At 72.1% G+C, this 22220-nt stretch carries 21 protein-coding genes; 5 read left to right on the forward strand and 16 right to left on the reverse strand.

Annotated features, from left to right (window positions below):
* Positions 1-36 precede the first annotated feature (36 nt).
* Positions 37-1677: an AMP-binding protein gene (locus QNO26_RS00740; RefSeq protein WP_257532807.1), complete on the forward strand. Its 1641-nt coding sequence runs from the start codon at positions 37-39 to the stop codon at positions 1675-1677.
* 307 nt (positions 1678-1984) lie between these two features.
* Here the strand turns inward: QNO26_RS00740 and QNO26_RS00745 are convergent, their stop codons facing one another.
* The 15 genes from QNO26_RS00745 to QNO26_RS00815 all read right to left on the reverse strand — a co-directional run bounded on the left by QNO26_RS00745 (position 1985) and on the right by QNO26_RS00815 (position 14511).
* Positions 1985-3298: an ABC transporter substrate-binding protein gene (locus QNO26_RS00745; protein WP_257638612.1), complete on the reverse strand. Its 1314-nt coding sequence runs from the start codon at positions 3296-3298 to the stop codon at positions 1985-1987.
* Positions 3299-3302: 4 nt separating this feature from the next.
* Positions 3303-4619: a branched-chain amino acid ABC transporter permease gene (locus QNO26_RS00750; protein ID WP_257638613.1), complete on the reverse strand. Its 1317-nt coding sequence runs from the start codon at positions 4617-4619 to the stop codon at positions 3303-3305.
* A complete protein-coding gene (locus QNO26_RS00755; protein ID WP_257532813.1) occupies positions 4616-5494 on the reverse strand; it encodes a branched-chain amino acid ABC transporter permease in 879 nt (292 codons plus the stop codon). The genes QNO26_RS00750 and QNO26_RS00755 overlap by 4 nt, the downstream gene beginning before the upstream one ends.
* A complete protein-coding gene (locus QNO26_RS00760; protein WP_257532815.1) occupies positions 5494-6210 on the reverse strand; it encodes an ABC transporter ATP-binding protein in 717 nt (238 codons plus the stop codon). Before QNO26_RS00760 ends, QNO26_RS00755 begins: the two co-directional genes overlap by 1 nt.
* Positions 6207-6941: an ABC transporter ATP-binding protein gene (locus QNO26_RS00765; protein ID WP_257532817.1), complete on the reverse strand. Its 735-nt coding sequence runs from the start codon at positions 6939-6941 to the stop codon at positions 6207-6209. Before QNO26_RS00765 ends, QNO26_RS00760 begins: the two co-directional genes overlap by 4 nt.
* 106 nt (positions 6942-7047) lie before the next feature.
* Complete coding sequence (locus tag QNO26_RS00770; RefSeq protein WP_257532819.1) at positions 7048-7803, reverse strand: SDR family NAD(P)-dependent oxidoreductase; 756 nt, start codon at positions 7801-7803, stop codon at positions 7048-7050.
* Positions 7800-8780 carry an NADPH:quinone oxidoreductase family protein gene (locus tag QNO26_RS00775; RefSeq protein WP_257532820.1) on the reverse strand — a complete coding sequence of 327 codons (981 nt, stop codon included), beginning with the start codon at positions 8778-8780 and terminating at the stop codon, positions 7800-7802. Before QNO26_RS00775 ends, QNO26_RS00770 begins: the two co-directional genes overlap by 4 nt.
* A 3-nt stretch (positions 8781-8783) precedes the next feature.
* Positions 8784-9368: a TetR/AcrR family transcriptional regulator gene (locus tag QNO26_RS00780; RefSeq protein ID WP_257532822.1), complete on the reverse strand. Its 585-nt coding sequence runs from the start codon at positions 9366-9368 to the stop codon at positions 8784-8786.
* A 12-nt stretch (positions 9369-9380) separates the two neighbouring features.
* Positions 9381-10118, reverse strand: a complete 738-nt coding sequence (locus QNO26_RS00785) for an SDR family oxidoreductase (protein ID WP_257532824.1) — start codon at positions 10116-10118, stop codon at positions 9381-9383.
* Between the two features lie 325 nt (positions 10119-10443).
* Positions 10444-11034: a hypothetical protein gene (locus tag QNO26_RS00790; RefSeq protein ID WP_257638614.1), complete on the reverse strand. Its 591-nt coding sequence runs from the start codon at positions 11032-11034 to the stop codon at positions 10444-10446.
* Entirely contained in the window at positions 11031-11597 is a 567-nt protein-coding gene (locus QNO26_RS00795) for a hypothetical protein (RefSeq protein ID WP_257532827.1), read from the reverse strand. The genes QNO26_RS00790 and QNO26_RS00795 overlap by 4 nt, the downstream gene beginning before the upstream one ends.
* Positions 11594-12160 (reverse strand): hypothetical protein, encoded by a 567-nt coding sequence (locus tag QNO26_RS00800; RefSeq protein ID WP_257532829.1) that lies wholly within the window; start codon positions 12158-12160, stop codon positions 11594-11596. Before QNO26_RS00800 ends, QNO26_RS00795 begins: the two co-directional genes overlap by 4 nt.
* Positions 12160-13539, reverse strand: a complete 1380-nt coding sequence (locus tag QNO26_RS00805; RefSeq protein ID WP_257638615.1) for a hypothetical protein — start codon at positions 13537-13539, stop codon at positions 12160-12162. The genes QNO26_RS00800 and QNO26_RS00805 overlap by 1 nt, the downstream gene beginning before the upstream one ends.
* A gap of 1 nt (position 13540) precedes the next feature.
* Positions 13541-13831: a hypothetical protein gene (locus QNO26_RS00810; RefSeq protein ID WP_257532833.1), complete on the reverse strand. Its 291-nt coding sequence runs from the start codon at positions 13829-13831 to the stop codon at positions 13541-13543.
* Positions 13832-13917: 86 nt separating this feature from the next.
* On the reverse strand, positions 13918-14511 hold the full coding sequence (locus QNO26_RS00815; RefSeq protein ID WP_257532835.1) for a hypothetical protein: 594 nt from the start codon (positions 14509-14511) through the stop codon (positions 13918-13920).
* Between the two features lie 121 nt (positions 14512-14632).
* Here QNO26_RS00815 and QNO26_RS00820 point away from each other — a divergent pair, with 121 nt between their 5' ends.
* The 3 genes from QNO26_RS00820 (at position 14633) to QNO26_RS00830 (ending at position 18192) form a co-directional block, all read left to right on the forward strand.
* A complete protein-coding gene (locus QNO26_RS00820) occupies positions 14633-15844 on the forward strand; it encodes a glycosyltransferase (protein WP_257532839.1) in 1212 nt (403 codons plus the stop codon).
* A gap of 26 nt (positions 15845-15870) precedes the next feature.
* Positions 15871-16998 carry a glycosyltransferase gene (locus QNO26_RS00825; RefSeq protein ID WP_257638646.1) on the forward strand — a complete coding sequence of 376 codons (1128 nt, stop codon included), beginning with the start codon at positions 15871-15873 and terminating at the stop codon, positions 16996-16998.
* A 219-nt stretch (positions 16999-17217) separates the two neighbouring features.
* Positions 17218-18192, forward strand: coding sequence for a GlxA family transcriptional regulator (locus QNO26_RS00830; RefSeq protein WP_257638616.1), 975 nt, complete (start codon positions 17218-17220; stop codon positions 18190-18192).
* A gap of 51 nt (positions 18193-18243) precedes the next feature.
* Here the strand turns inward: QNO26_RS00830 and QNO26_RS00835 are convergent, their stop codons facing one another.
* Complete coding sequence (locus tag QNO26_RS00835) at positions 18244-19794, reverse strand: alpha/beta hydrolase (RefSeq protein WP_257638617.1); 1551 nt, start codon at positions 19792-19794, stop codon at positions 18244-18246.
* A 163-nt stretch (positions 19795-19957) separates the two neighbouring features.
* Here QNO26_RS00835 and QNO26_RS00840 point away from each other — a divergent pair, with 163 nt between their 5' ends.
* Positions 19958-22168, forward strand: coding sequence for an ATP-dependent Clp protease ATP-binding subunit (locus tag QNO26_RS00840; protein WP_257638618.1), 2211 nt, complete (start codon positions 19958-19960; stop codon positions 22166-22168).
* The last annotated feature ends 52 nt before the right edge of the window (positions 22169-22220 follow it).

Consider the following 22220-nt stretch of genomic DNA (forward strand, 5'->3'; position numbering starts at 1 on the left):
TCGGCAGAAGTTCCGTTCAACGACGAAAGGACCATCGTGACCCACCGAAATGACCCCGCCATCGACGACCCCGGCTTCGCGACGCTGTCAGTCGCGAGCATCCTCGCCGAATCCGCACAGCGCCACGCCGAGCGCCCCGCGCTGGTGTTCGCCGGAGCCACCACGACCTACGGCGAGCTGTGGGACGAGGTGCGCGCGTACGCGGGCGCGCTGCGCGCCCGCGGCATCGGCCCAGGGGACCGCGTGGCGATGATCGTGCCGAACGTGCCCGACTTCGCCCGCGTCTACTACGCCGCGCTCGCGCTCGGCGCGGTCGTCGTGCCCGTGCACCTGCTGTTCAAGGCGGAGGAGATCGCGTACGTGCTGCGCGATGCCGAGGCCGACATCTTCGTCGTCGCCGCTCCGCTGCTGGGTGAGGCGATGCCGGCGGCTGCGGCCACCGGCATCCCCGTCGTCACCGTGCTGCTGCCGGCCGGAATGCCCGCGCCCGTCGGGGACCTTCCCCGGCTGGAGCAGGAAGCCGCCGCCGCCGAGCCCATCGCCCGGCACGCCGGCACCCGGCCGTCCGACCCCGCGACGATCCTCTACACCAGCGGCACCACCGGCACGCCGAAGGGCGCCGTGGGGTCGCACCTGGCTCTCGTCGAGCAGGTGCACTGCACCCTCATCGACTCGTTCAACCTGCACTCCGGTGACATCGTCTTCGGCGGCCTGCCGCTGTTCCACACCTTCGGGCAGACCGCGGTGATGAACATGGCGTTCCGGGTGGGCGCTGCGATCATCCTGCTGCCGCGGTTCGACGCCGACGAGGCGCTGGCGCTGATGGTGACGCACGGCGCGACCGTGTTCACCGCGGTGCCGACGATGTACGTCGGGATGCTGGAGGCGGCCCGCCGCAGCGATGTCCGGCCGCCGCTGCGTTACGCGGTCTCGGGGGGCGCGGCCCTGCCCGTCGCCGTGCTCGAGGCGTTCCGCGACACGTTCGGCGCGGACGTGCACGAGGGGTACGGCCTGACCGAGACGGCACCGATCGTGTCGTCGAACTCGCTGGTCGAGCCGATCCGGCCCGGCACCGTCGGGCGTCCCCTCTGGGGCGTCGACGTGGCGATCGCCGACCCCGACGTGGACGAGCGGATCACGCTGCTCACCGACCCGGAGGCGCTCGGAGAGGTGGTGGTGCGCGGGCACAACCTGTTCAAGGGATACCTCGGACGCCCCGAGGCGACGGAAGCCGCGATCGTCGACGGCTGGTTCCGCACCGGTGACCTCGGGCGTCTCATCGATGGTGTGCTCACGATCGTGGACCGCAAGAAGGACATGATCGTGCGCAGCGGCTACAACGTGTACCCGACCGAGGTCGAGGCCGTGATCGCGCGTCATCCGGGCGTCGCCGTCGCCGCGGTGTTCGGCGTGGCCGACGACCTGCGCGGGCAGGAGGTGCACGTGGCGGTCGTCCCGCACGACGGGCACAGCGTGGATGCCGATGAGCTGATCGCCTTCACCCGGGAGCGCATCGCGGCGTACAAGTACCCGCGGGTCGTGCACCTGGTCGCGGAACTGCCCCTCGGTGGAAGCGGCAAGGTGCTCAAGCGGGAGCTGGTGGCGCGATACTCGCCGGTGCCGAGCGCCACTGCCGCCGCCGTGGTCCCCGACGCCGGGGTGCGCCCCATCGCCTGACCGAACCTGCTGGACGACGCCGCGCCGGGGATCCCCTGGCGCGGCGTTGCGCTGCCGGGTGCGGACCGCGGGCATGGCGGGTGCGGACGATGGGAATGCCGGGTGCGGACCACGGGCATCGATGGCGAGGACGCACCCCACCCCGCCGCGGGAGACGCGCGCCGCCCCGGGGTCGAGGCCCAGGCCTCCGCGCCAGACGCACCCCACGACTTGCGGTAGCCGCACATCACCCCGCGCCAGACGCACCACACCCCCTGACGGAGCCCGCAGGCCCGTCAGGGGGTGTTGTGCGTTGACGCGCTCGGCGTCAGTTGCCGGGGACGCCGGCGCCGGTCAGCGGCACCGCCTGGCGCTCCACGGCCGAGACGCTGCCGTCACGCACTTCGTAGGTCGCGTCGAGGTAGTCCTGCACGCCCTGGTCGACCGTCGTGATGCCGACCCCCAGGTACGCCGCGTGGCTGTCGGGCCCGAAGGCGAGCGGCAGGATGCCGTTGCCCACGAGGTCGCCGGACTGCACCGCCGCCACGAGGCTCTCTCGCGTCGGGTTCTCGCCCGCTGCCGCCAGTGCCTCGGCGAACACGTACGCCACGCTCATGCCGAAGATCGTGTTGCCGTCGAACGGGGCGTCGCCGTTGTACTCGGTGTTGATCTCGCGGAAGAGCTCCACCCACTCGTCGTCGGCCATCGGCAGGTAGTTGGTGCCGGTGAAGCCCTGCAGGAGCTTCGGCGCCATGTCCTCGCCCAGGTAGCCCACGAGCGTCGGGTAGTCCGCACCCGACGACGAGGCGAACCACTGCGGGAACCAGCCCAGCTGGGCGGCGGTGCCCACCGCGAGCGCGGTGAAGCCGTTGATCGTCGCGAGGGTCACGATGTCGCAGCCGGCGCCCTGCAGCGCACCGATCTGGGCGGTGACGTCCTGGTTCGACACCGAATACCGCTGCACCTCGGTGATCCCGTCGGCGCCGAGGGCCAGCTCGAGGCCCTCGAGGAACTCGTCGCCGAAGTCGTCGTCCTGACCGAGCATGCACACCGCGGCGTCGGGGAACTCGTCGGCTGCGTACTGGCCCAGCGCGGCGCCTTCCACGACGTAGTCGGCGTTGAATCCGAACGTGTTCGGGTAGGTGTCGGGCTGGTTCCAGGCGGTGGATCCCGACGCCACGAACAGGTCGGGCACCGAGTTCTGGTCGAGGAAGTCCAGCACCGACTGGTGCGTCGCCGTGCCCAGGCCGTTGAGGATCGCGAAGACCTCGTCCTGCTGCACGAGCTCGCGCACGACCGTCTGCGAGTTGGCCGGGTTGTACCCGTCGTCCTTCACGATGTACTCGATCGTGCGGCCGTTCACCCCGCCCTGGTCGTTGAGGTAGTCGAAGTACGCGTTCGAGGCGGCGCTGATCGAGGAATACCCCGCCGCGGCGGGCCCGGTCAGCGGCGTGTGCGTGCCGATGGTCACCGTCGTGTCGGTCACGCCGGTGCTGTTCCCCTCGGTGGCGCCGTCGTCGTCGGCGGCCCCCGGAGCGGCGGGAGTGCTGCAGGCCGCGAGGCTCACAGCGAGGGCGGATGCCGCGATCAGACCGCCCGTGCGACGGGCGGCAGAGCGCAGCGTCGAGCTCTGTTGGGACATGGGATCACCTTTCAATCGGGATGGTGCGGGAAGGGTCGGTGGATGCCGGCGTGCCCGCCGGACGGGGGTGCGCGGCGGCGTCGGTCGGCTCCGTGGCGGCGGAGCGGGCGACGTCGGGGGTGGCATCGGCATCGGAGAGCGCGGCGCCGGTGCCGGCAGGGGCAGGGGCAGGGGCAGGGGCGGCACTCGCGGCGCCGGTGCCCGCAGCGGCCGGGCCGGCACCGGCGACCGCAGCCGCCGGGCCGGAACCGCCGGCCGCCGGGCGGCGACCGCTCCCGGTCCCGCGTCGCCGCCACGAGGTCGCCAGGCCGGCGAGGCCCGTCGGCCGCAGCAGCATCACAGCGATGAGCAGCGCGCCGAACACCAGCAGCGACAGGTTGCCCGCGAGCCGCTGGGAGAGGTCGGCGGGAAGATCCAGCGCGGCGGTGCCCGCGTTCAGCGCCCACGGCAGCACGACGATGACGGCCGAGCCCAGTGCGGCGCCCCCGAGGCTCCCGAGGCCCCCCACGACCGCGGCGACCACCAGCAGCAGCGAGAAGGCGAGCGTGTACGCGCCGGGGCCGACCGACTGCGTGACGAAGCAGAGCACCGCGCCGCCGGCGCCGGCCCCCGCGGCGCTGACGGTGAAGGCGGTGACCTTCACACGCCGGGCGGGCACACCGTTCAGGCGCGCGGCGGTCTCGTCGTCGCGCACGGCCCGCATGCGCAGCCCGAGCGGACCGCGGCGCAGCAGCGCCAGCGCGGTGACGACGACGGATGCCACGATGATCGCGACCCACGCCTGCCACTGCTCGAGGGCGATCAGCCGCTCCAGCGCGGGCGGCACCGGGTTGTAGGCGGTCTGCAATCCCTGGTCGCCTCGGAAGACGCCGGACCACACGCTCGTGATGGCGGGCACCGCGACGACCAGGGCGAGGGTGAGCCCGGCCAGGTAGGGGCCGCGCAGCCGTGCGGCGGCGAGCCCGAGCAGCAGTCCCAGCAGCGTCGCCGTCAGCACCCCGGCCGCCAGTGAGGCGACGAAGCGCGGCACGCCGTCGATCCCGGCATCCGTCAGCGCGTTCGAGGTGAGGGCGTACCCGTATCCTCCGGCGATCATGAGGGCGGCGTGCCCGAGCGACAGCTGGCCGCTCAGGCCGATGAGCAGCGTGAGTCCGGCGACGGCGCAGAGGTACGCCGCGGCGGTGGCGAGCTGGAAGTTGCGGAAGGGATCCAGCAGGAACGTCGCGCCGATCGCCAGCACGGTGAGCAGCACCGCGAGCACGAGCACGCGGGGCGTGCCGGTCAGGCCGGGGAGGAGACGGGGGCGGGTGGGGACGTTCATGCGGTACGCGCCTCTCGCAGCGAGAACACTCCGCCGGGTTTGACCAGCAGCACCGTCACCAGCAGCACCAGGACGGCGATGGGGGCGACGGTGGAGCCGAGGTACCCGGTGACCAGGCTCATCACGACGCCGACCGTGAGCCCACCGAGCAGGGCGCCGACCGGCGAGTCGAGACCGCCCACGACGGCGACGGTGAAGGCGTAGACGAAGAGCATGTCGGTGGAGTGCGGGTTGAGGCCCAGTTCGGTCGGGATCAGCAGCATCGCGGCGAGGGCCGCGACGGCCGCCGAGAGCATCCAGCCGATCGTGACCATGCGGTCCACGCGCACCCCCAGCAGCCGCGAGACCTCGGGGGCGAACGCGGACGCTCGCAGCTGCAGCCCGAGGGAGGTGCGGGTGAACAGCAGGGCCAGCACCCCCATGACGCCGAGGGCGGTGACCAGGACGAACAGGTCGTACGGCGACAGCAGTGGCACGCCGCCGACGAAGATCGGGGACTGGTCGAAGGGTGCCGCCATCGGCCGGTACTGCGCGCCGAACAGGATGCCGAGCAGCGACTGCAGCACCATCACGAGCCCGATGGCCACGATGATGCCGGCCAGCGGGGAGTGGTGCGGCGCATGCCGCATGAGCCCGCGCTCCACGACGAACCCCATGGCCGCGCCGCCGAGGATGCCTGCGGCCAGCCCCGCCGGGTACGACCCGGTGAGGGCCGTGACCGCGAACGCCAGGTAGGTGGCCACGAGCGCCATGGCGCCCTGGGCGAAGTTGATGATGCGCGCCGCGCGCCAGATGAGCACGAGCGACAGGGCGAACAGCGCGAAGATCGCGCCGCGGGCGAGGCCGGTGGCCAGGAGGAAGGCGAGGCGTTCCATCAGAATCCCAGGTAGGCGTGGCGCAGGGCGGCGTCGTCGGCGAGGGCGGATGCTGCGGCATCCGCCACGACGTGACCGAGGTCGAGCACGACCCCTCGATCGGCGATCGACAGGGCGCTGGTGATGTTCTGCTCGGCCAGCAGCACGGTCATGCCGTCGCGGGCCGCCGCATCGCGCAGGGTCGCCATGAGGTGCGCCACCACGAGGGGCGCGAGTCCGAGCGACGGCTCGTCGAGGGTCAGCACCTGGGGGCGGGACACCAGGGCCCGCCCGAGCGCGAGCATCTGCCGCTCTCCGCCGGAGAGCTGGTGCCCGTCGGCCGAGCGGCGGCGCGCGAGGGGCTCGAACAGGTCGTACACCTCGGCGACGGCCGCCTCGCGGGCGCGCCCGCGGTGACGCCAGAGGGCGCCCAGCCGCAGGTTCTCATCGACGGTGAGCTCCGCCACGACGCTGCGCCCCTCGGGCACCTGGGCGATGCCGCGACGGGCGCGCTGCTCCGGGCTCAGCCGGCCGAGATCCACCCCGTCCAGGCGGATGCCGCCGGCGGTGGGGTGCACGAAGCCGGCGAGGGTGCGCAGCAGCGTCGTCTTGCCTGCGCCGTTCGCGCCGAGGAGCGCGACCATCTCGCCCGGCGCGAGGGAGAACGTCACCTCGTGCAGCACCGGCTCCCCGCCGTAGCCGACGGTGAGGCCGTGGAAGGACAGCGCGCCGCTCATGCCGTCGCCTTGATGCCGAGGTACGCCTCTTCGACGGCGGGGTCGTTGCGCACGTCGTCGGGGGCGCCGCGTGCGATGACGCGCCCGAAGTCGAGCACGACCACCTGGTCGGCCACCGACATCACGAAATCGACGTGATGCTCCACCAGCAGCACGGCGCAGCCGGCGTCGGCGACGGCGCGCACCGTGTGGCCGAGGGCGTCGATGTCGTCGTGGCCGAGGCCGCCGGCGGGTTCGTCCAGCAGCAGCAGGCGCGGCTCGGTCACGAGGGCGCGGGCGAGGGCGACGCGCTTGCGCAGCGGATAGGGGAGGGCGGCCACGGGGCGATCGGCGACCGTGGTGAGGTCGTGGGCGGCCAGCTGCGCGGCGACGCGCGTCGCGGCATCCCGATGGTCGCGGCTGCCGCTCACCGGCACGGCGACGTTCTCACGCACCGTGGCGCCGTCGAAGAGTCCGAGGCCCTGCAGGGTGCGGGCGACGCCGCGGCCGGTCAGGTCCGATGTGCGGGCGGGGGCCGGGCGACCGTCGATCGCGATGCGCCCGCGGCTGCGGACGAGACCGCAGACGGCGTTGAAGACCGTGGTCTTGCCGGCGCCGTTGGGTCCGATCAGCGCGACCACCTGGCCGGCTGCGACGTCGAACGAGACGTCGTCGAGGGCGGTGAGGCCGCCGAAGGTGACGCTCAGGCCACTCACGGTCAGCCGCGGATCGGGTTCGGCAACGGTAGTCATCGGCACCTCTTCGTGTCGGGTGGCCCCACTGTAGCGCATAAACCGACCAGACGGTATGTTGCGTTCGGATGCCCCGCGCGGGGACCTCCGGCCCGGGGCGCGGGGGCTATTTGTGGGGGATGCCGGCGACCATGCCGCCGTCGACGATGAACTCCGCGCCGCTGGTGAAGCGCGATGCGTCGGAGGCGAGGAAGACGATCGTGCCGGCGACGTCGTCGGGAGTGCCGGCGCGCCCCAGGGGGATGTCGATGCGCGCGGGGTCGATGCGGCTGGTCATATCGGTGAGGATGAGGCCCGGGTGCACCGAGTTGACGCGGATGCCCCGGGGACCGAGCTCGACGGCGAGGGACTTGGTCAGTCCGCGCACCCCGAACTTCGCCGCGGTGTAGCCGTGCAGTCCGGGGCTGCCGCGCAGGCCCTCGACCGACGAGATGTTCACGATCGACCCGCCGCCCGCGGCGGCCATCACCGGAACGACCGCCCGGCAGCCGAGGAAGGTGCCGGTGAGGTTGACGGCGATGACGGCGTCCCACTTCGCCGTGGAGTAGTGCTCGATGGGGGCGGCGTTGGCGATGCCGGCGTTGTTGACCAGCACGTCGAGCCCGCCGAAGCGGTCGACGGTGGTGGCCACGGCGGCATCCCACGCCTGTTCGTCGGTCACGTCCAGGGGCGCGAACACCGCGCGCGGCCCCAGCTCACGGGCGAGCGCCTCGCCCTCGTCGCGCAGGACGTCGGCGATGACGACGGAGCCGCCGGCGTCGTGCAGCGCGCGTACGTAGGCGGCGCCGAGTCCTCGGCCCCCGCCGGTGACGAGGGTGGTGCGCCCGGTCAGGTCGAACGGGGACGCCGCAGGGATCGTCACCGGGCGACCTCGATCACGACCCGACCCGTGGTGCGGCCGTCGGCCAGCTTGCGGATCGCCTCGGGCGCGCGCTCGAAGGGCACCACCTCGTCGACGACGGGGCGTATCTCCCCCGACGCGGCCAGCCGCGACAGCTCGGCGTGCGCTTCGGCGACGAGGTCGGGCCGGGTCTGGGAGTACAGCGCCCAGTACAGCCCCAGCACCGCGAAGTTCTTCACCAGCGCCACATTGGTCTTGAGCGTCGGGATCTCGCCGCTGGCGAACCCGATGACGACGATGCGGCCCTCGAAGGCGACGCACCGGACGGATGCCTCGAACGCCGGGCCCCCCACCGGGTCGAAGACGACGTCGGCGCCGTGGCCGGCGGTGATCTCCTTCACCCGTGCCGGGATGTCATCGACCCCACGCACCAGCACCGCCTCCGCGCCGAGCTCGCGCACCAGCGGCGCCTTCGCGTCGCTGCCGACCACGGCGATGACGCGGGCGCCCGCGGCGACGGCCAGCTGCACGGTCGCCGCCCCCACGCCTCCGGCGGCGGCGTGCACGAGCACCCACTCGCCCTCCTGCAGGCGGGCGCGGCGATGCAGGGCGAACCACGCGGTCTGGTACGCGATCATGAGGCCCGAGGCGGCGATGTCGTCGAGGGCATCGGGCGTCGGGTGCACGTCCGATGCCGGCACCACGGCGAGCTCGCTCAGCACCCCGATCGATGCGCCGACGACGCGCTGGCCGACCTGCAGTCCGGTCACGTCGGGTCCCACGGCGACGATCCTTCCGGCGAACTCGATGCCCGGGATGAAAGGCAGCTCAGGGCGCACCTGGTACTGCCCGCGCGACAGCAGCACGTCGGGGAAGTTGGCCGCGACAGCCGCCACTCGCACCAGCACCTCACCGGCACCGGGAGTCGGGTCATCGACCTCGACCAGTTCGAGGACGTCCTCGGGCTCTCCGTTTCGGGTGACGTGCCAAGCGCGCATGGGCTACTCCTTCGTGGTCCTGATGCTGGTGAGGAAGAGATCGGTCAGTTGCTCGGCGACCTGCGTGGCGGATTCCGGCCCCGAGGGGGAGTACCAGTGCGAGAGGTAATGCACGTCGCTGAAGAAGTGGGCGATGAGCACGGGCACGGGGATGTCGGTGCGGAACAGGCCTTCCGCGCGCCCCTGCTCGATGAGCGCGGCGACCTCGTCGTGGTACGCGCGCCGACGGCGGGTGACCTCCTGCTGCCGGGGAGCGGAAAGCATGTGCGCGCTGCGGAAGAACACCGTGCCCTCGGGCAGGAAGGCGATGGAGGTCTCGATCACGTCCACGCACACGGCCCGCAGCACCTCGTCGGCGGTGCCGCCGCGGGCGACGATCTCGTCGAGCCGGCCCTTCTGGAGGGTCAGCAGCCGGTCGTAGATGCCGAACAGCAGGTCGTCCTTGGACTCGAAGTAGTGGTACATCGCGCCCTTGGTGACGCCGGCCGCCTCGACGATCTGCTGCACGCTGGTGTTGGCGTAGCCCCGCTGGGCGAAGAGGTCGACGGCGGCGCGGGTGACGGCATCGGCGACGTTGGTCTGCTTCATGCGTTCATCCTCTCAACCGATGGCGCGTACCGACGCGCCCCCGTCGATGAGCAGGGTCTGCCCGGTCACCCAGGCGGCATCCGACGACAGCAGGAAGGCCACCGGGCCGGCCACGTCGTCGGGCTCGCCCAGCCGCCGCAGCGGGTAGGCCGCGGCCGCCTGATCCTCGCGTCCCTCGTAGAGCGCCTGCGCGAAGCGGGTCTTGACCACCGCCGGGGCGACGGCGTTGACCCGCAGGCCGGGTGCGACCTCGTCGGCCAGCTGCATGGTGAGGTTGATCAGCGCGGCCTTGGACACCCCGTAGAACGCGATGCCGGGGCTCGCGGCGACGCCCGCGACCGAGGCGATGTTGACGACCGCCGTCGACAGGCCCGCCGCCACCGCATCGCGCGTCCATTCCAGGGCGCCGATGACGTTGACCTCGAGGATCTTGCGGGCCGCAGCGGCGTCGACGCCGAGCATGGGACCGTACACGGGGTTGATCCCGGTGTTGTTGACCAGGTGGTCCAGGCGCCCGTGGGTCTTGGCGATGTGGGCGAAGACCGCGGCGCGGTGGGCGGGATCGTCGGCATGACCGGTGACGGACGTGGCGTTCGGGCCGAGCGCCGCCACCGCTTCGGCGAGGGCGTCGGAGTGCCGGCCGGTGATGACGACCGAGCCGCCCTCGGCTACGAGCCGTCGAGCGATGGCGAACCCGATGCCGCGGCTTGCGCCGGTGATGAGCGATACGGTGCCCTCGAACCTCTGCATGGCGCCTCCTCGCGCGACACACCGGCCGCATACCGCCCGGTCGGTATGACCCTAGCATGCGGCCACAGGGCGGCGTGACGCCGGATTCCACCCGCTGTCGCGCCGCGGGCGCGCGGTTCGGGGCGCGTATCGGTTCCCGATCCCGGGGGTGTGGGGGTTCGGGGCGCGTATCGGTCCCCGATCCCGGGGGTGTGGGGGTTCGGGGCGCGTATCGGTCCCCGATCCCGGGGGTGTGGGGGTTCGGGGCGCGTATCCGTCCCCAATCCCGGGGCGACGGGCCGCCGACGGGCCGGCGGCGGGCCGCCGGCGCCGGGTCGGCGCGGTGTCAGACTGCGGCCGGCGCCGGTGCGATCGTGTCGACGAGCTGCTCGATCTCGGGGAGGACCGCCGCGATCATCGCCGGCTCGCTGTGGCTGACGGTGACGACCACGTCCGCCTCGGCCGAGCGGAAGACCCAGAAGACCATCGCCAGCAGTTCGTCCTGCGGCGGGCCGAGGCTCTCTGCGGTGGTGCGGGGCACGCGCAGCACCCGCTCGACGCGCGTGCCGGGTCCGAGTCCCGCCGCGACGATGTCGACCACGAGGGGCTCGCGCGCGTCGGCGGCGGTGCCGTCCGACCCGGTGAGGTCGTGCAGCGTCGCGGACGGGTCCGGTGGCAGGTCGAACACGTCGACCGACACCAGCAGCGTGCGCGGATCGACCAGCCACGCGAACCGGTGCGCGCCGGCCTGGTTGTTGGCGCGCAGCCCGCGCAGGTAGTCGCCGAGCCAGCCGGTCTCGGCGTCGGTCCAGCTGGCGCGCCCGAAGGCGCCGGCGATGGTGTCGACCCAGGCGTCCTCGTCGGGGTAGACGTGCCACGGGAAGGCTCCCGGCACGTACAGCCAGCGCTCCCGGTCCCAGTCGATGAGCAGCGTCATGCCGGCGCCTCCGTGGTCGCGGGTGGGTCGTCGTCCCACCGCACGGTGGCCACGATGGCGTCGCACAGCCCGGTGAGAGCGTCGACGATGGGCTGAAGCTCGGGTTCGTCGTCGCCGACGATCGAGAAGGATGCCGCGAGCAGCATCCCGGCGGCATCCGGCACGCGCCACACGTACTCCACGCGCCGCAGCGCCTGGTCGGGTCGCTCGAGCTGCACCCGCCACGCGTCACCGGCCGCGGTCTCGACGACCTCGCCGGCGAGTCCGGCGTCGTCGTCGCGCCCGACGGCGATGGCGATGGAGGTCGACACCGGCGCCTGCCACGGCGTGCCCAGTGGCAGCAGGATGTCGATGACGTCGAGCCGGCGCGCCTGCCGGGCGCCGTCGACGACGGCATCGGCGAGGCGCCCGATGTAGGGGCCGGCGCTGTCACGCGGGAGGTGCGCGTACTGGTCGGTGATGAGCCGACGCAGCTCGTCGTCGGAGCAGTCGCGCACCGGCAGCAGCAGCCAGCCCGGAGGCAGCACGACGCGGTAGGAGACCCCGGCCGCGGCGGCGGTCACTGCGGCACCTCCGCCAGCGGCGGACGCCGGGCGTCCAGCGGTTCGGGGCGCACCCGGTCTCCCGCCGCATCGAGGTAGAGCCGCCACGAGCGCGGCAGCGCCCCCAGCGCGGCGAGCACGACGCGCACGAGCACGAGGGCGGCCAGGCCTGCCAGGGCCGGGAACACGGCGAGCGATGCCGCGCCCGCGACGCCGGGTGCGTCGAAGAAGCCCAGCACGCGCGGCGCGGTCGCGAGGATCGCGATCAGTGCGAAGCCCAGCTGCATGCCGCGGCCGAAGATCCCGGGGCGGGTGAGCGGCACGGGGAAGGTGACGAGGATCCAGGCGGCGAGGCAGAACACCGGCCCCCACGTCAGCCAGAGCTGCGGGTCGAAGGCGGGGAACGCCCCGTCGGGGGCGAAGCCGTTGTGCGCGGGCTGCTCGCCGGTGGTCGCTCCGACGATCAGCGCGGCCACCGTGAGCACGAGGAACGGCACCAGGTCGCACACGATCACCGCCCCGGCCGTCAGCAGGGCCAGCGGCTTGGACAGCCGCTCGATGCGGTCGCGTCGCTCGGGCGTCATCAGCGCACGCCCGGCTGCCAGTTCGTCCTGGCCGGTGCGGTGAAGGACTCCTTCGCCGATGACCAGCCCGAGGCGACGTCATCGAGGTGGGGCACCGATTCCAGGGCCGAGGCGGGGAGGCTCTCGAGGGTGGTGAGACCGAGGCTGGTGAGGTCCAGACCCGTTCCGAGCGTCGCCGCGCCGCGGTGGACCCCTACGGCCGCCTGCCCCATCCCCTCGACGAAGGAGGCGCGCAGTCCGTTCGCGCCCAGCTGCGCCTGCGGCATGATCGTGCGGAACTGCTCGACCTGGCGTCCGGAGAGCTCCAGCCACTCCCGCGTGAACCGCTGCGGGATCGTCGCCTGCGGCATCCGCGTCATCAGCTGCTGGCCGGCCGGCAGCAGCCGCTGGAACTCGTCGCCGACGGCCGCGATCGCGCTGCGGCGCGTGGAGATCGGGTGCACGATGCGCTGGAACAGCGACGTCGCCTGGCGGTTGTGCGTGAGGCCGCGCAGCACCTGCGTGCCGCGCAGCGCGAACCCGACGCCCTTGGCCGCGACGGCGCCGACGCCGAAGGTGAGCACGCCGAGCATGTCGAGCCCGAAGGACAGCCACGAACCCTCGCCGGCGAAAGCCAAGCCGAAGCTGAGCAGGGCGGTCGCCGCAGCCAGCCCCAGAGCGATCGGTGCGAGCACCGGGAAGAAGATGCTCAGGATGCCGACGATCGCGGTGATCGTGCCGAGGATGTTCTTCACCGCCGAGAGCCACCCGGCGTTGGCGCTGACCCAGTCCTTCACCGCTCCCGAGACCTTGTCCCACAGCGAGTCCTTGACCCGGTCGCCGTTGACCGCCTGGGCGATCGCCTCCGCGGCGAGGTTGCCCGCCTCGCGGACGTTCGCCACCGCCGCGGCGTGCAGGATGCCGGCATCGCGCAGGTCGCCGCGCGCCATCATGAGGTGCTGCGAGACACCCGAGGCGAAGCGGGCGGCGTCGGTGCGCTCGGCCGGGTCCACCGTGGAGGTGACGGCGTCGCGCGCTTCGGCGAGCCGGTACTCGAGGCGCCGCTCGGCGACGCGGGCCTCATCGCGGGCCTCCATCGCCTGCAGCGCCTGCCGCTGCGCGGTGGCCAGCACCTCCGCGTATGCCAGCAGCTGGGAACCGGCCACCTCGTAGCGGCCGTGCAGGCTGCGCAGGCGCTCCTTCGTGTCGCCCACCGAATCGGCGAGCGCCTCGAGGGCGTCGCTCTGCTGCGAGCCGGCCTGCGCCATCACCTGTTCGAGATGCGCAGTGGCGTCGACGATCGCGTCGGCCATGCGCTGGTACTTCTCGGCCTTGCGGCGCACCCGGTCGGGGTCGCCTTGGATCGGGCCGATCTGGTCGGCGGGTGTGACGTCGGGCATCTCAGCCTTCCCCTTCCACGGCGTCGCCGAGCTGCTCGTCGACGTCGCGGAACGCGTCGGCGACCGTCTTCGCCTTCTGTCGAAGCACGTCGACGTCGTCCATCAGTTCCGCGCGCCGGCGGTCCCAGCCGTCTCCGAACTGCTGCACCGCGCCGGCCAGCCTGTCGTGCCCGAGGGCGTCGGCGAGGGCGTCGGAGTCGCGGTCGACGCGGTCGAGGATGCCATGGATGCGCCGGAGGTTCCTCGCGAGATCGGTGACCGTCTCGGTGTCGATGCGGAGGGTGCTGGCCATAGCGACAGCATAGGAGGGGCCCCGGCGGGCTGCCGATGGGGAGGACTCCCCACCTGCTGCCGCGGCAGCAGGTGACCTGGAGCGGGTCAGCTCGGGTCGAGGCGCAGCACGCCCGGGTCGCCGCCGACCGTGAGGTCATCGACGATCCGCAGGCTGCGAGCGAGGTCGTCCACCGCATCGATCACCGTGCCGAAGCGCTCGCGGTCGCCGCCGACGGCCGAGAGGGTCACGAGATGGGTGCCGGTGTCCCACGTGTACGAGGCGAACGGCGGGCTCGCCCCGTCGGGCGGGAGCGCCATGACGAGCTTCTCGCCGGCCCCGAGTGCGGGAGTGCGGAATGGCTCGGTGTCGTCGTACTCCATCGGCATCATCGCCCGGGCGGTGCGCAGCTGCGGCGTCGCCTCCTGGATCTGCGCCATGGCCACCAGCAGTCGCGGGTCGTCTTTCCACACCCACACCAGCACGCGACCGTCGGCCTTGCGCATGAGCAGCGGTGCCGCCTGGCTCATCGCCCACGCGGCGAAGCGCCCGCCGGGGCGCGCCTGGGCGCCCACCGCGGCGCCGGCCTGCTGCATCAGCATGCCGATCGCCGCCTTGCGGTGACGTCGGCCGCGCCATCCGAGTGAGCCCGTCACGGGCACCCAGCGAACGGGGTCGGCGTCGGCGTGCAGTCGGGACATGCCCCCAGCGTAGGCGGCGTCACGGGGCGTGATCTTGGGGGGCGCCCGGGTTGCTCGGGTAGAGTGGGGCCGCCGCCGTCAGACCCGGGCGGCGCGACGCAGAGATAGGCAGCCACCCTCCGTGACTTCCCCCGCGACCCCCGAACCCGCGAAACCCGCCGTTCGTCGACCGCTGACCATCCTGATCGGATGCGACACCTTCGCCCCCGACGTCAATGGAGCAGCGCGCTTCGCCGAGCGCCTCGCCGCCGGCCTCGCCGCCCGTGGCCACGACGTGCATGTGGTGGCCCCCGGCCGCAAGTACAAGCGCGTCCCTGCCGCCACCGAGGTGATCGAGGGCGTGCCCCTCACGGTGCACCGCCTCCCGTCGGTGCGCTGGCCTCCGCACGACTGGCTGCGCTTCGTGTGGCCGTGGCGCTCCAAGCACTACGCGCGCAAGGTGCTGAGCGAGGTGCGTCCCGACGTGGTGCACATCCAGTCGCACATCGTCATCGGCCGCGGTCTCGCCCGCATCGCCACCCAGCGCGGCATCCCGGTCATCGCCACGAACCACGTCATGGCCGAGAACATCCTCGATTTCACGACGCTGCCGCCGCTGCTGGACAAGGTCATGCTGAAGGCCGCGTGGGACGACGCCGCCCGCACGTTCGCGCTGGCCCGCGCGGTCACGACCCCGACCCGTCGCGCGGCCGACTTCCTCGAGTCGACCATCGACGTCTCCGGCGTCATCCCGATCAGCTGCGGCATCGACGCGTCGAACTACACCCCGCACCTGGCGCCCCGGGAGAACAACCGCATCCTGTTCGTCGGCCGCCTCACCAGCGAGAAGCACCTCGACACGCTGCTGCACGCGGTCACCAAGCTCGACCCCGCCCTGGACGTGACCGTCGACATCGTGGGCGGCGGCGACCAGCGCAAGGCGCTGGACGCGCTCACCGCGCAGCTGGGCCTCACCGACCGCGTGCGCTTCCATGGCCGGGTCGACGAGGACGAGCTGCGGTCGCTGTACACGCGTGCCAGCGTCTTCGCGATGCCGTCGATCGCCGAGCTGCAGTCCATCGCGACGATGGAGGCGATGGCGTCGGGTCTTCCCGTCGTCGCCGCCGATGCGCTCGCGCTGCCGCACCTCGTGCAGGACGGCGTCAACGGCTGGCTGTTCCGTCCGCGCGACGCCGACGACCTCGCGCTCAAGCTCACGCGCGTGCTCACCGCCGGGCCCGAGGAGCACCTCGCCATGCAGAAGGCGTCGCTGAAGGGCGTCGAGATCCACGACATCGCCCGCACGCTCGACACCTTCGAGGCGCTGTACCGGGGCGAGCCGGTCGAACCGTGAGCATGCCGGAGGCCGCCGCCAGCGGCATCCGCCTGTTCTTCGACGCCCGCTACATCCGCACCGACTTCCACGACGGCATCAGCCGGTACTCGGCCGAACTGGCCGCGGCCGTGCACGCCGCCGCGCCCGCCCGCGCGGTGGAGCCGACCTTCCTCATCCACGATCCCGCGCAGCGCGCGCTGCTGCCCGATGGGGCGCAGACGCTGCTGATGCACGGGCCGACGTCGTGGCGGGAGCCGTTCGCAGCGCGCCACCTCAACCGGTTCGCCCCCGACGTGGTCTTCTCCCCGATGCAGACGCTCGGCTCGGCGGGGCGCCGGTTCCGGCTCATCCTCACCCTGCACGACACGATCTACTACCGGCACCGCACGCCCCCGCGCGACCTTCCCACCCCGGTGCGGGTGGGGTGGCGGCTGTTCCACCTCAGCTACGTGCCGCAGCGGCTCACGCTCGACGCAGCCGACGTCGTCGCCACCGTCAGCGAGACCAGCAGGCGCCAGTTCGCCGCCGTGCGCCTGACGAAGCGGCCGGTCGTGGTGATCCCCAACGCCCCGCAGCGGCTGGCGGAGCTGCTGCCCGGCGGTCAGGGCGACGTGCGCACCGACGGTCCCGTCCGCAACATCGTCTACATGGGCTCGTTCATGCCCTACAAGAACGTCGAGACCCTCGTGCGGGCGATGCGGCTGCTGCCCGGTCGCACCCTGCATCTGCTCTCGCGGATCAGCCCCGCGCGCCGCGCGGAGCTGGAGGCGCTCGCGGGCGAGGGCTCCGTCGTGTTCCACGGCGGAGTGACGGATGCCGCCTACGCCGCGGCCCTGGCCGATCACGCCGTGCTCGCCTCGACGAGCCTCGACGAAGGCTATGGGCTCCCGCTGGCCGAGGCCCTCGCGCTGGGTGTGCCGGCGGTCGTGACCGACATGGAGATCTTCCACGAGGTCGCCGGCGACGGCGCGATCTACGTCGACCCGCGAGACGAGCGCGCGGTCGCCGACGCGGTGAGCGCGCTCGACGACGTCGAGACGCGAGACGCCGTGATCGCGGCGGGGACCGCGCACATCGCACGGTTCACCTGGCAACGCTCGGCCGGCATCCTGCTCGACACCGTGGCCGGGCTCGCGGCGCGCGGCCCGCGTCGCCGCGGGCGCCGGCGCTGACACCCCGTCGATCGTGGCGTTGCGCGCGGACTCAGGGGAGACGGGTGGGGTCGGTCGGCACGCGGCGGTAGCCGTCGCGCCGAAGCTCGACGGCCGTCGCGACCAGCGCAGCGGCCGCGAGGGCGGTGATGATCAGAAGAGCGAACATGGCTGGAAAGCTACGCCCGTGGGAAAACTGCCACTAGTGGCAGGGCGGCGATCGCCCGTAGCATGACTGCCATGAAGACGGTCGCGTGCATCGTGCAGCCGGGGTTCGCCCCCTTCGAGTTCGGAGTGGCCTGCGAGGCCTTCGGGTTGGACCGCAGCGATGACGGCATCCCGAACTTCGACTTCCGCATCGTCGCGGCCGAGCCCGGGGCGATTCCGTCGAAGATGGGGTTCTCGATCAACGTCGAGCACGACCTGGCCTTCGCGTACGAGGCCGATCTCGTCGTGGTGTCGCCGGTGCCGCGCGAGTGGTGGGGGCGCGGTGATGCGCGCGTGCTCGACGTCGTGCGGCGCGCCGTCGCACGCAAGGCCTGGGTGCTGAGCGTCTGCAGCGGATCCTTCGTGCTCGCCGAGGCGGGCGTGCTGGACGGCCGGCGCGCGACGACGCACTGGATGTACGCCGACGAGATGGCCCGCCGGTTCCCCCGCATCGAGGTCGACCCCGACGTGCTCTACGTGCAGGACGGCCGGATCATCACCAGCGCCGGCACCGCCGCGGGTCTCGACGCCTGTCTGCACCTGCTGCGTCAGGAGCTCGGCGCCGAGATGACCAACACGATCGCGCGACGCATGGTGGTGCCACCGCAGCGCGACGGCGGTCAGGCGCAGTTCATCTCCCGGCCGCTGCCGATGGCGGCCAGCGACTCCCTCGCGCCGGTGAGCGACTGGATGGTGGCGAACCTGCGCGAGGACCTCACCGTCGAGCAGCTCGCCGCCCGCGCCCACATGTCCCCCCGCACCTTCGCCCGCCGGTTCAAGGCCGACTTCGGCGCGACGCCGGCCGCGTGGCTGGGGCGCCAGCGGCTGATCCACGCGCAGCGGCTGCTGGAGCAGACCGACTTCGGGCTGGACCGCATCGCGACCGAGTCGGGATTCGGGTCCGCGGCGGTGCTGCGGCAGAACTTCGCGCGCACCCTCGGCATGACCCCGAGCGCCTACCGCTCGCGTTTCAGCTGCGCACGCGACGCCGACGTCTCGGCAGCCTGAGCCGGTCGTGGCCCCGCAGTCCGCCGAGCGCGCCGCGTCTCGGCGGGCGGATCACAAGGTGCACCTGGCGTCTGCCGGGGGCACCCTGAGATCGATCAGGTAGTCGGCGACAGCGCGGTCGACGCACGGGCTGATGCCCTGCAGGGCGATCGTGTGCCGTTCGCCTTCGACGGTCAACAGCGCAGATCCGAGCGACTCGGCGAGGCTGACGCCACCCTCGTACGGAGTGCTGGGGTCGCCGGTGATGGAGATGACGAGCGTGTCCGGCAGCCCTGTGATGTCCTGCGCGTACGGGAACCCGAGGGTGGGAGCGGCGGGCCAGCCCTCGCATGCGTGACGGGTGCTGCCGATGACATCCTCGCCCGAGTCCAGCCAGGGGCTGATCGCGACGGCCTGAGCGCGTAGCTTCTCCTCCGCCGCGGGCGTCCGACGTTCCTCGTCCATGCAGTTGATCGCGAGGTTCGCGTCGAGGAACGTCGACCAGGTGCCGTCGCTGCCTCGACCGGTGTAGAGGTCGTTGAGCGCGAGGAGCTGGTCTGCGCGACCCTCGTGCTTCAGTTGCGCGATGCCCGCGATCGCCGCATCCCAGCTCTCCTCCGCATACAGACTGCCGCCGACGCCGCCGATGACCTGATCGAAGGTGGCCGTGCGGCCTTCTCCGGCCGGAACGGGCTCATTCACCAGGGGCTGCACCAGCTCCTGGAACATCCTCGTGGCCTGGTCCGGGTCGGAGCCGAGCGGACACTCGACGCTCTGCGCGCAGTAGGCGGCGACCTGCTCGAAGGAGCGCTGGAACCCGGAGAAGGTCGCCAGCCTCTGGCCTTCGCCATCCGCACGCGGGTCGACGGCCCCGTCGAGCACCAGGGCGCGGACCTTGTCCGGGAACTGCTCGGCGTAGACCGCCCCTAGCCGGGTCCCGTAGCTCATGCCGAAGAAGGTCAGCTTTTCGTCGCCGAGGACGGCGCGCAGCACGTCGAGATCGCGGGCGGCGTCACGGGTGCCCACCGCGGCGAGCACGTCCTCCCCACCGGATGCGTGCGCGCACTTGTCGACGAGGGCGGCCGTGTCCTCCTGCGTCCATGCGCCCGACGCGCCGACCAGGGTGGTCTTGGCCGCGCCGGCATCGCGTTCCGCGTCGGTGAAGCACCGGATCGACGGAGTCGACGCGCCGACGCCCCGGGGGTCGACCCCGATCAGATCGAATCGCTGCAGCACCGGAGACTCCGCGAGCCGGAGGCTGAGGGCGGCGGCGATGAGCATCCCCGATTCCCCGGGCCCGCCCGGGTTCATGACGAGCGAGCCGATGCGCTCATCGGGGGTCCCCTGTGCCGGAACGCGCAGCACGCCGATCTGCATGCGCTCCTCCGGCGGGGAGGAGTAGTCCATCGGCACGGCGAGGTGAGCGCACTCGAGGCCTTCGGTCGCGAAGAACTGAGAGGCGGCCTCCGTCTGCGCGAACTCCGCACATCCGGTGAACTCGATTTCCTGCCCGTAGAACTCGTCCAGCGCAGCCGAGGCGCTGGGGGCGGGGTCGGGAGAGGAAGCGGGCGCGCATGCGCTGAGCACCATCGCGATGATCCCCAGTGCTGCCAACGCGAACACGCGCCCTGACCGTCGTCGTGTCGTCTGATCTGTGTGTCTCATGCGGCCCATGCAAGGGGCTGTGGTCGGAACAGGGTCAAGCATCTCGACGCGGCGGGGTGCGAATGATAAACTTGAGTCACAACGGCTCAAGTTTTGAGCGCCCAGACTTCACAGGAGAACCATGAACGCACAACCCATGCCGGGGCAGGAGGAGCAGCAGAGCCCTCTCGAGCAGTTCGGCATCAACCTCACCGACCGCGCCCGGCAGGGCAAGCTCGACCCCGTGATCGGCCGCGACAGCGAGATCCGTCGCATCAGCCAGGTGCTCACGCGACGCACGAAGAACAACCCCGTGCTCATCGGCGAGCCCGGCGTGGGCAAGACCGCCGTGGTCGAAGGGCTCGCGCAGCGCATCGTCGCCGGCGATGTCGCCGATTCGCTGAAGGGCAAGGAGCTGGTCGCCCTCGACATCTCCGCACTCGTCGCAGGTGCCATGTACCGCGGCCAGTTCGAAGAGCGGCTGAAGAGCGTGCTGAAGGAGATCACCGAGTCCGAGGGTCGCATCATCACGTTCATCGACGAACTGCACGTGCTGATGGGCGCGGGCGGCGGGGAGGGATCCGTCGCGGCATCCAACATGCTCAAGCCCATGCTCGCCCGCGGCGAGCTGCGCATGATCGGCGCCACCACGCTCAACGAGTACCGCGAGTTCATCGAGAAGGATGCCGCCCTCGAGCGCCGCTTCCAGCAGGTGTACGTGGGGGAGCCGAGCGTGGAGGACACCATCGCGATCCTCCGCGGTCTCAAGGAGCGCTACGAGGCCCACCACAAGGTGGCCATCGCCGACGCGGCGCTGGTGGCCGCCGCATCCCTGTCGAACCGCTACATCCCCTCGCGTCAGCTGCCCGACAAGGCCATCGACCTCATCGACGAGGCCGCGTCGCGCCTGCGCATGGAGATCGACTCCGCCCCGCTGGAGATCGACGAGCTGCGTCGCCACGTCGACCGGCTGGCGCTGGAGGAGCTGGCGCTGAAGAAGGAGAAGGATGCCGCGTCGAAGGAGCGGCTCGCCGCCCTGCGCGAGAACCTCGCCGCGGAGCGGGAGAAGCTCGCCGAGCTGCAGGCCCGCTGGGAGCGCGAGCGCGCCTCGCTCAACCGGGTCGGCGACCTGAAGACCCAGCTCGACGCGGCCCGCGTCGAGGCCGAGCGTGCGCAGCGCGAAGGCAACCTCGAGCGCGCGTCGCGGCTGCTGTACGCCGAGATCCCCGCCCTCGAGCGGCAGGTGATGGAGGCCGAGCGCGCCGAAGGCGCCGACGGTGAGCGCATGGTGGGCGACCAGGTGACCGACGAGGACATCGCCGCCGTCATCTCCGCCTGGACCGGCATCCCGCTCGGTCGCCTGCTGCAGGGCGAGACCGAGAAGCTGCTGCACCTCGAGCGCGAGCTCGGCAAGCGCATCATCGGCCAGCGCGATGCGGTGAAGGCGGTGTCCGACGCGGTGCGGCGCTCTCGCGCCGGCATCAGCGACCCGAACCGGCCGACCGGATCGTTCCTGTTCCTCGGGCCCACCGGCGTGGGAAAGACCGAGCTCGCCAAGGCGCTGGCGGAGTTCCTCTTCGACGACGAGCACGCCATGGTGCGCATCGACATGTCCGAGTACGGCGAGAAGCACTCGGTGTCGCGGCTGGTCGGTGCCCCTCCCGGGTACATCGGCTACGAGCAGGGCGGCCAGCTGACCGAGGCGGTGCGCCGTCGGCCCTACTCGGTGGTGCTCCTGGACGAGGTGGAGAAGGCCCACCCCGAGGTGTTCGACGTGCTGCTGCAGGTCATGGACGACGGGCGCCTGACCGACGGCCAGGGTCGCACGGTGGACTTCAAGAACGTCATCCTGATCCTCACGTCGAACCTGGGGTCCCCGATCCTGATCGACCCGACGCTGTCGTTCGAAGAGAAGCGCGAGCAGGTGCTGGCGCTGGTGCGCCAGGCGTTCCGGCCCGAGTTCGTCAACCGGCTCGATGACGTCGTGGTGTTCCAGGCGCTCACCGAGGACGACCTGTCGCAGATCGTCGAGCTGTCCGTCGACGCTCTGCAGCGGCGGCTGAAGGACCGCCGGCTCACATTGGCCGTCACCCCCGACGCCCGGGCCTGGCTCGCCGAGCGCGGGTACGACCCGCTGTTCGGCGCCCGGCCGCTGCGCCGCCTCATCCAGTCGGAGATCCAGGACCGCCTCGCCATGGCGATCCTCGGCGGCGGAGTGCACGACGGCGATCTCGTGCGCGTCGACGTCGCGGCCGACGGGTCGTCGCTGGTGCTCACCAGCGCGGGCCCCGCCGACGCCCCGGCGGCCAGTGCCGACGACGACGTCGTCGAAGCCGAGCTGCTCGACGACTGACGCCCCGCCGGGTGCCGCCTCGCGCGGCACCCGGCATCGGCGTGAGAGCATC

The sequence above is a fragment of the Microbacterium sp. zg-Y1090 genome (genome assembly GCF_030246945.1).
Classification (GTDB): domain Bacteria; phylum Actinomycetota; class Actinomycetes; order Actinomycetales; family Microbacteriaceae; genus Microbacterium; species Microbacterium wangruii.

What these genes read in the sequence shown, in the direction of transcription:
- QNO26_RS00745 (WP_257638612.1), bottom strand. Translation starts at nt 3,298, where the DNA reads ATGTCCCAACAGAGCTCGACGCTGCGCTCTGCCGCCCGTCGCACGGGC.
- QNO26_RS00750 (WP_257638613.1), bottom strand. Translation starts at nt 4,619, where the DNA reads ATGAACGTCCCCACCCGCCCCCGTCTCCTCCCCGGCCTGACCGGCACG.
- QNO26_RS00755 (WP_257532813.1), bottom strand. Translation starts at nt 5,494, where the DNA reads ATGGAACGCCTCGCCTTCCTCCTGGCCACCGGCCTCGCCCGCGGCGCG.
- QNO26_RS00760 (WP_257532815.1), bottom strand. Translation starts at nt 6,210, where the DNA reads ATGAGCGGCGCGCTGTCCTTCCACGGCCTCACCGTCGGCTACGGCGGG.
- QNO26_RS00765 (WP_257532817.1), bottom strand. Translation starts at nt 6,941, where the DNA reads ATGACTACCGTTGCCGAACCCGATCCGCGGCTGACCGTGAGTGGCCTG.
- QNO26_RS00775 (WP_257532820.1), bottom strand. Translation starts at nt 8,780, where the DNA reads ATGCGCGCTTGGCACGTCACCCGAAACGGAGAGCCCGAGGACGTCCTC.
- QNO26_RS00780 (WP_257532822.1), bottom strand. Translation starts at nt 9,368, where the DNA reads ATGAAGCAGACCAACGTCGCCGATGCCGTCACCCGCGCCGCCGTCGAC.
- QNO26_RS00785 (WP_257532824.1), bottom strand. Translation starts at nt 10,118, where the DNA reads ATGCAGAGGTTCGAGGGCACCGTATCGCTCATCACCGGCGCAAGCCGC.
- QNO26_RS00790 (WP_257638614.1), bottom strand. Translation starts at nt 11,034, where the DNA reads ATGACGCTGCTCATCGACTGGGACCGGGAGCGCTGGCTGTACGTGCCG.
- QNO26_RS00800 (WP_257532829.1), bottom strand. Translation starts at nt 12,160, where the DNA reads ATGACGCCCGAGCGACGCGACCGCATCGAGCGGCTGTCCAAGCCGCTG.
- QNO26_RS00805 (WP_257638615.1), bottom strand. Translation starts at nt 13,539, where the DNA reads ATGCCCGACGTCACACCCGCCGACCAGATCGGCCCGATCCAAGGCGAC.
- QNO26_RS00810 (WP_257532833.1), bottom strand. Translation starts at nt 13,831, where the DNA reads ATGGCCAGCACCCTCCGCATCGACACCGAGACGGTCACCGATCTCGCG.
- QNO26_RS00815 (WP_257532835.1), bottom strand. Translation starts at nt 14,511, where the DNA reads ATGTCCCGACTGCACGCCGACGCCGACCCCGTTCGCTGGGTGCCCGTG.
- QNO26_RS00830 (WP_257638616.1), top strand. Translation starts at nt 17,218, where the DNA reads ATGAAGACGGTCGCGTGCATCGTGCAGCCGGGGTTCGCCCCCTTCGAG.
- QNO26_RS00840 (WP_257638618.1), top strand. Translation starts at nt 19,958, where the DNA reads ATGAACGCACAACCCATGCCGGGGCAGGAGGAGCAGCAGAGCCCTCTC.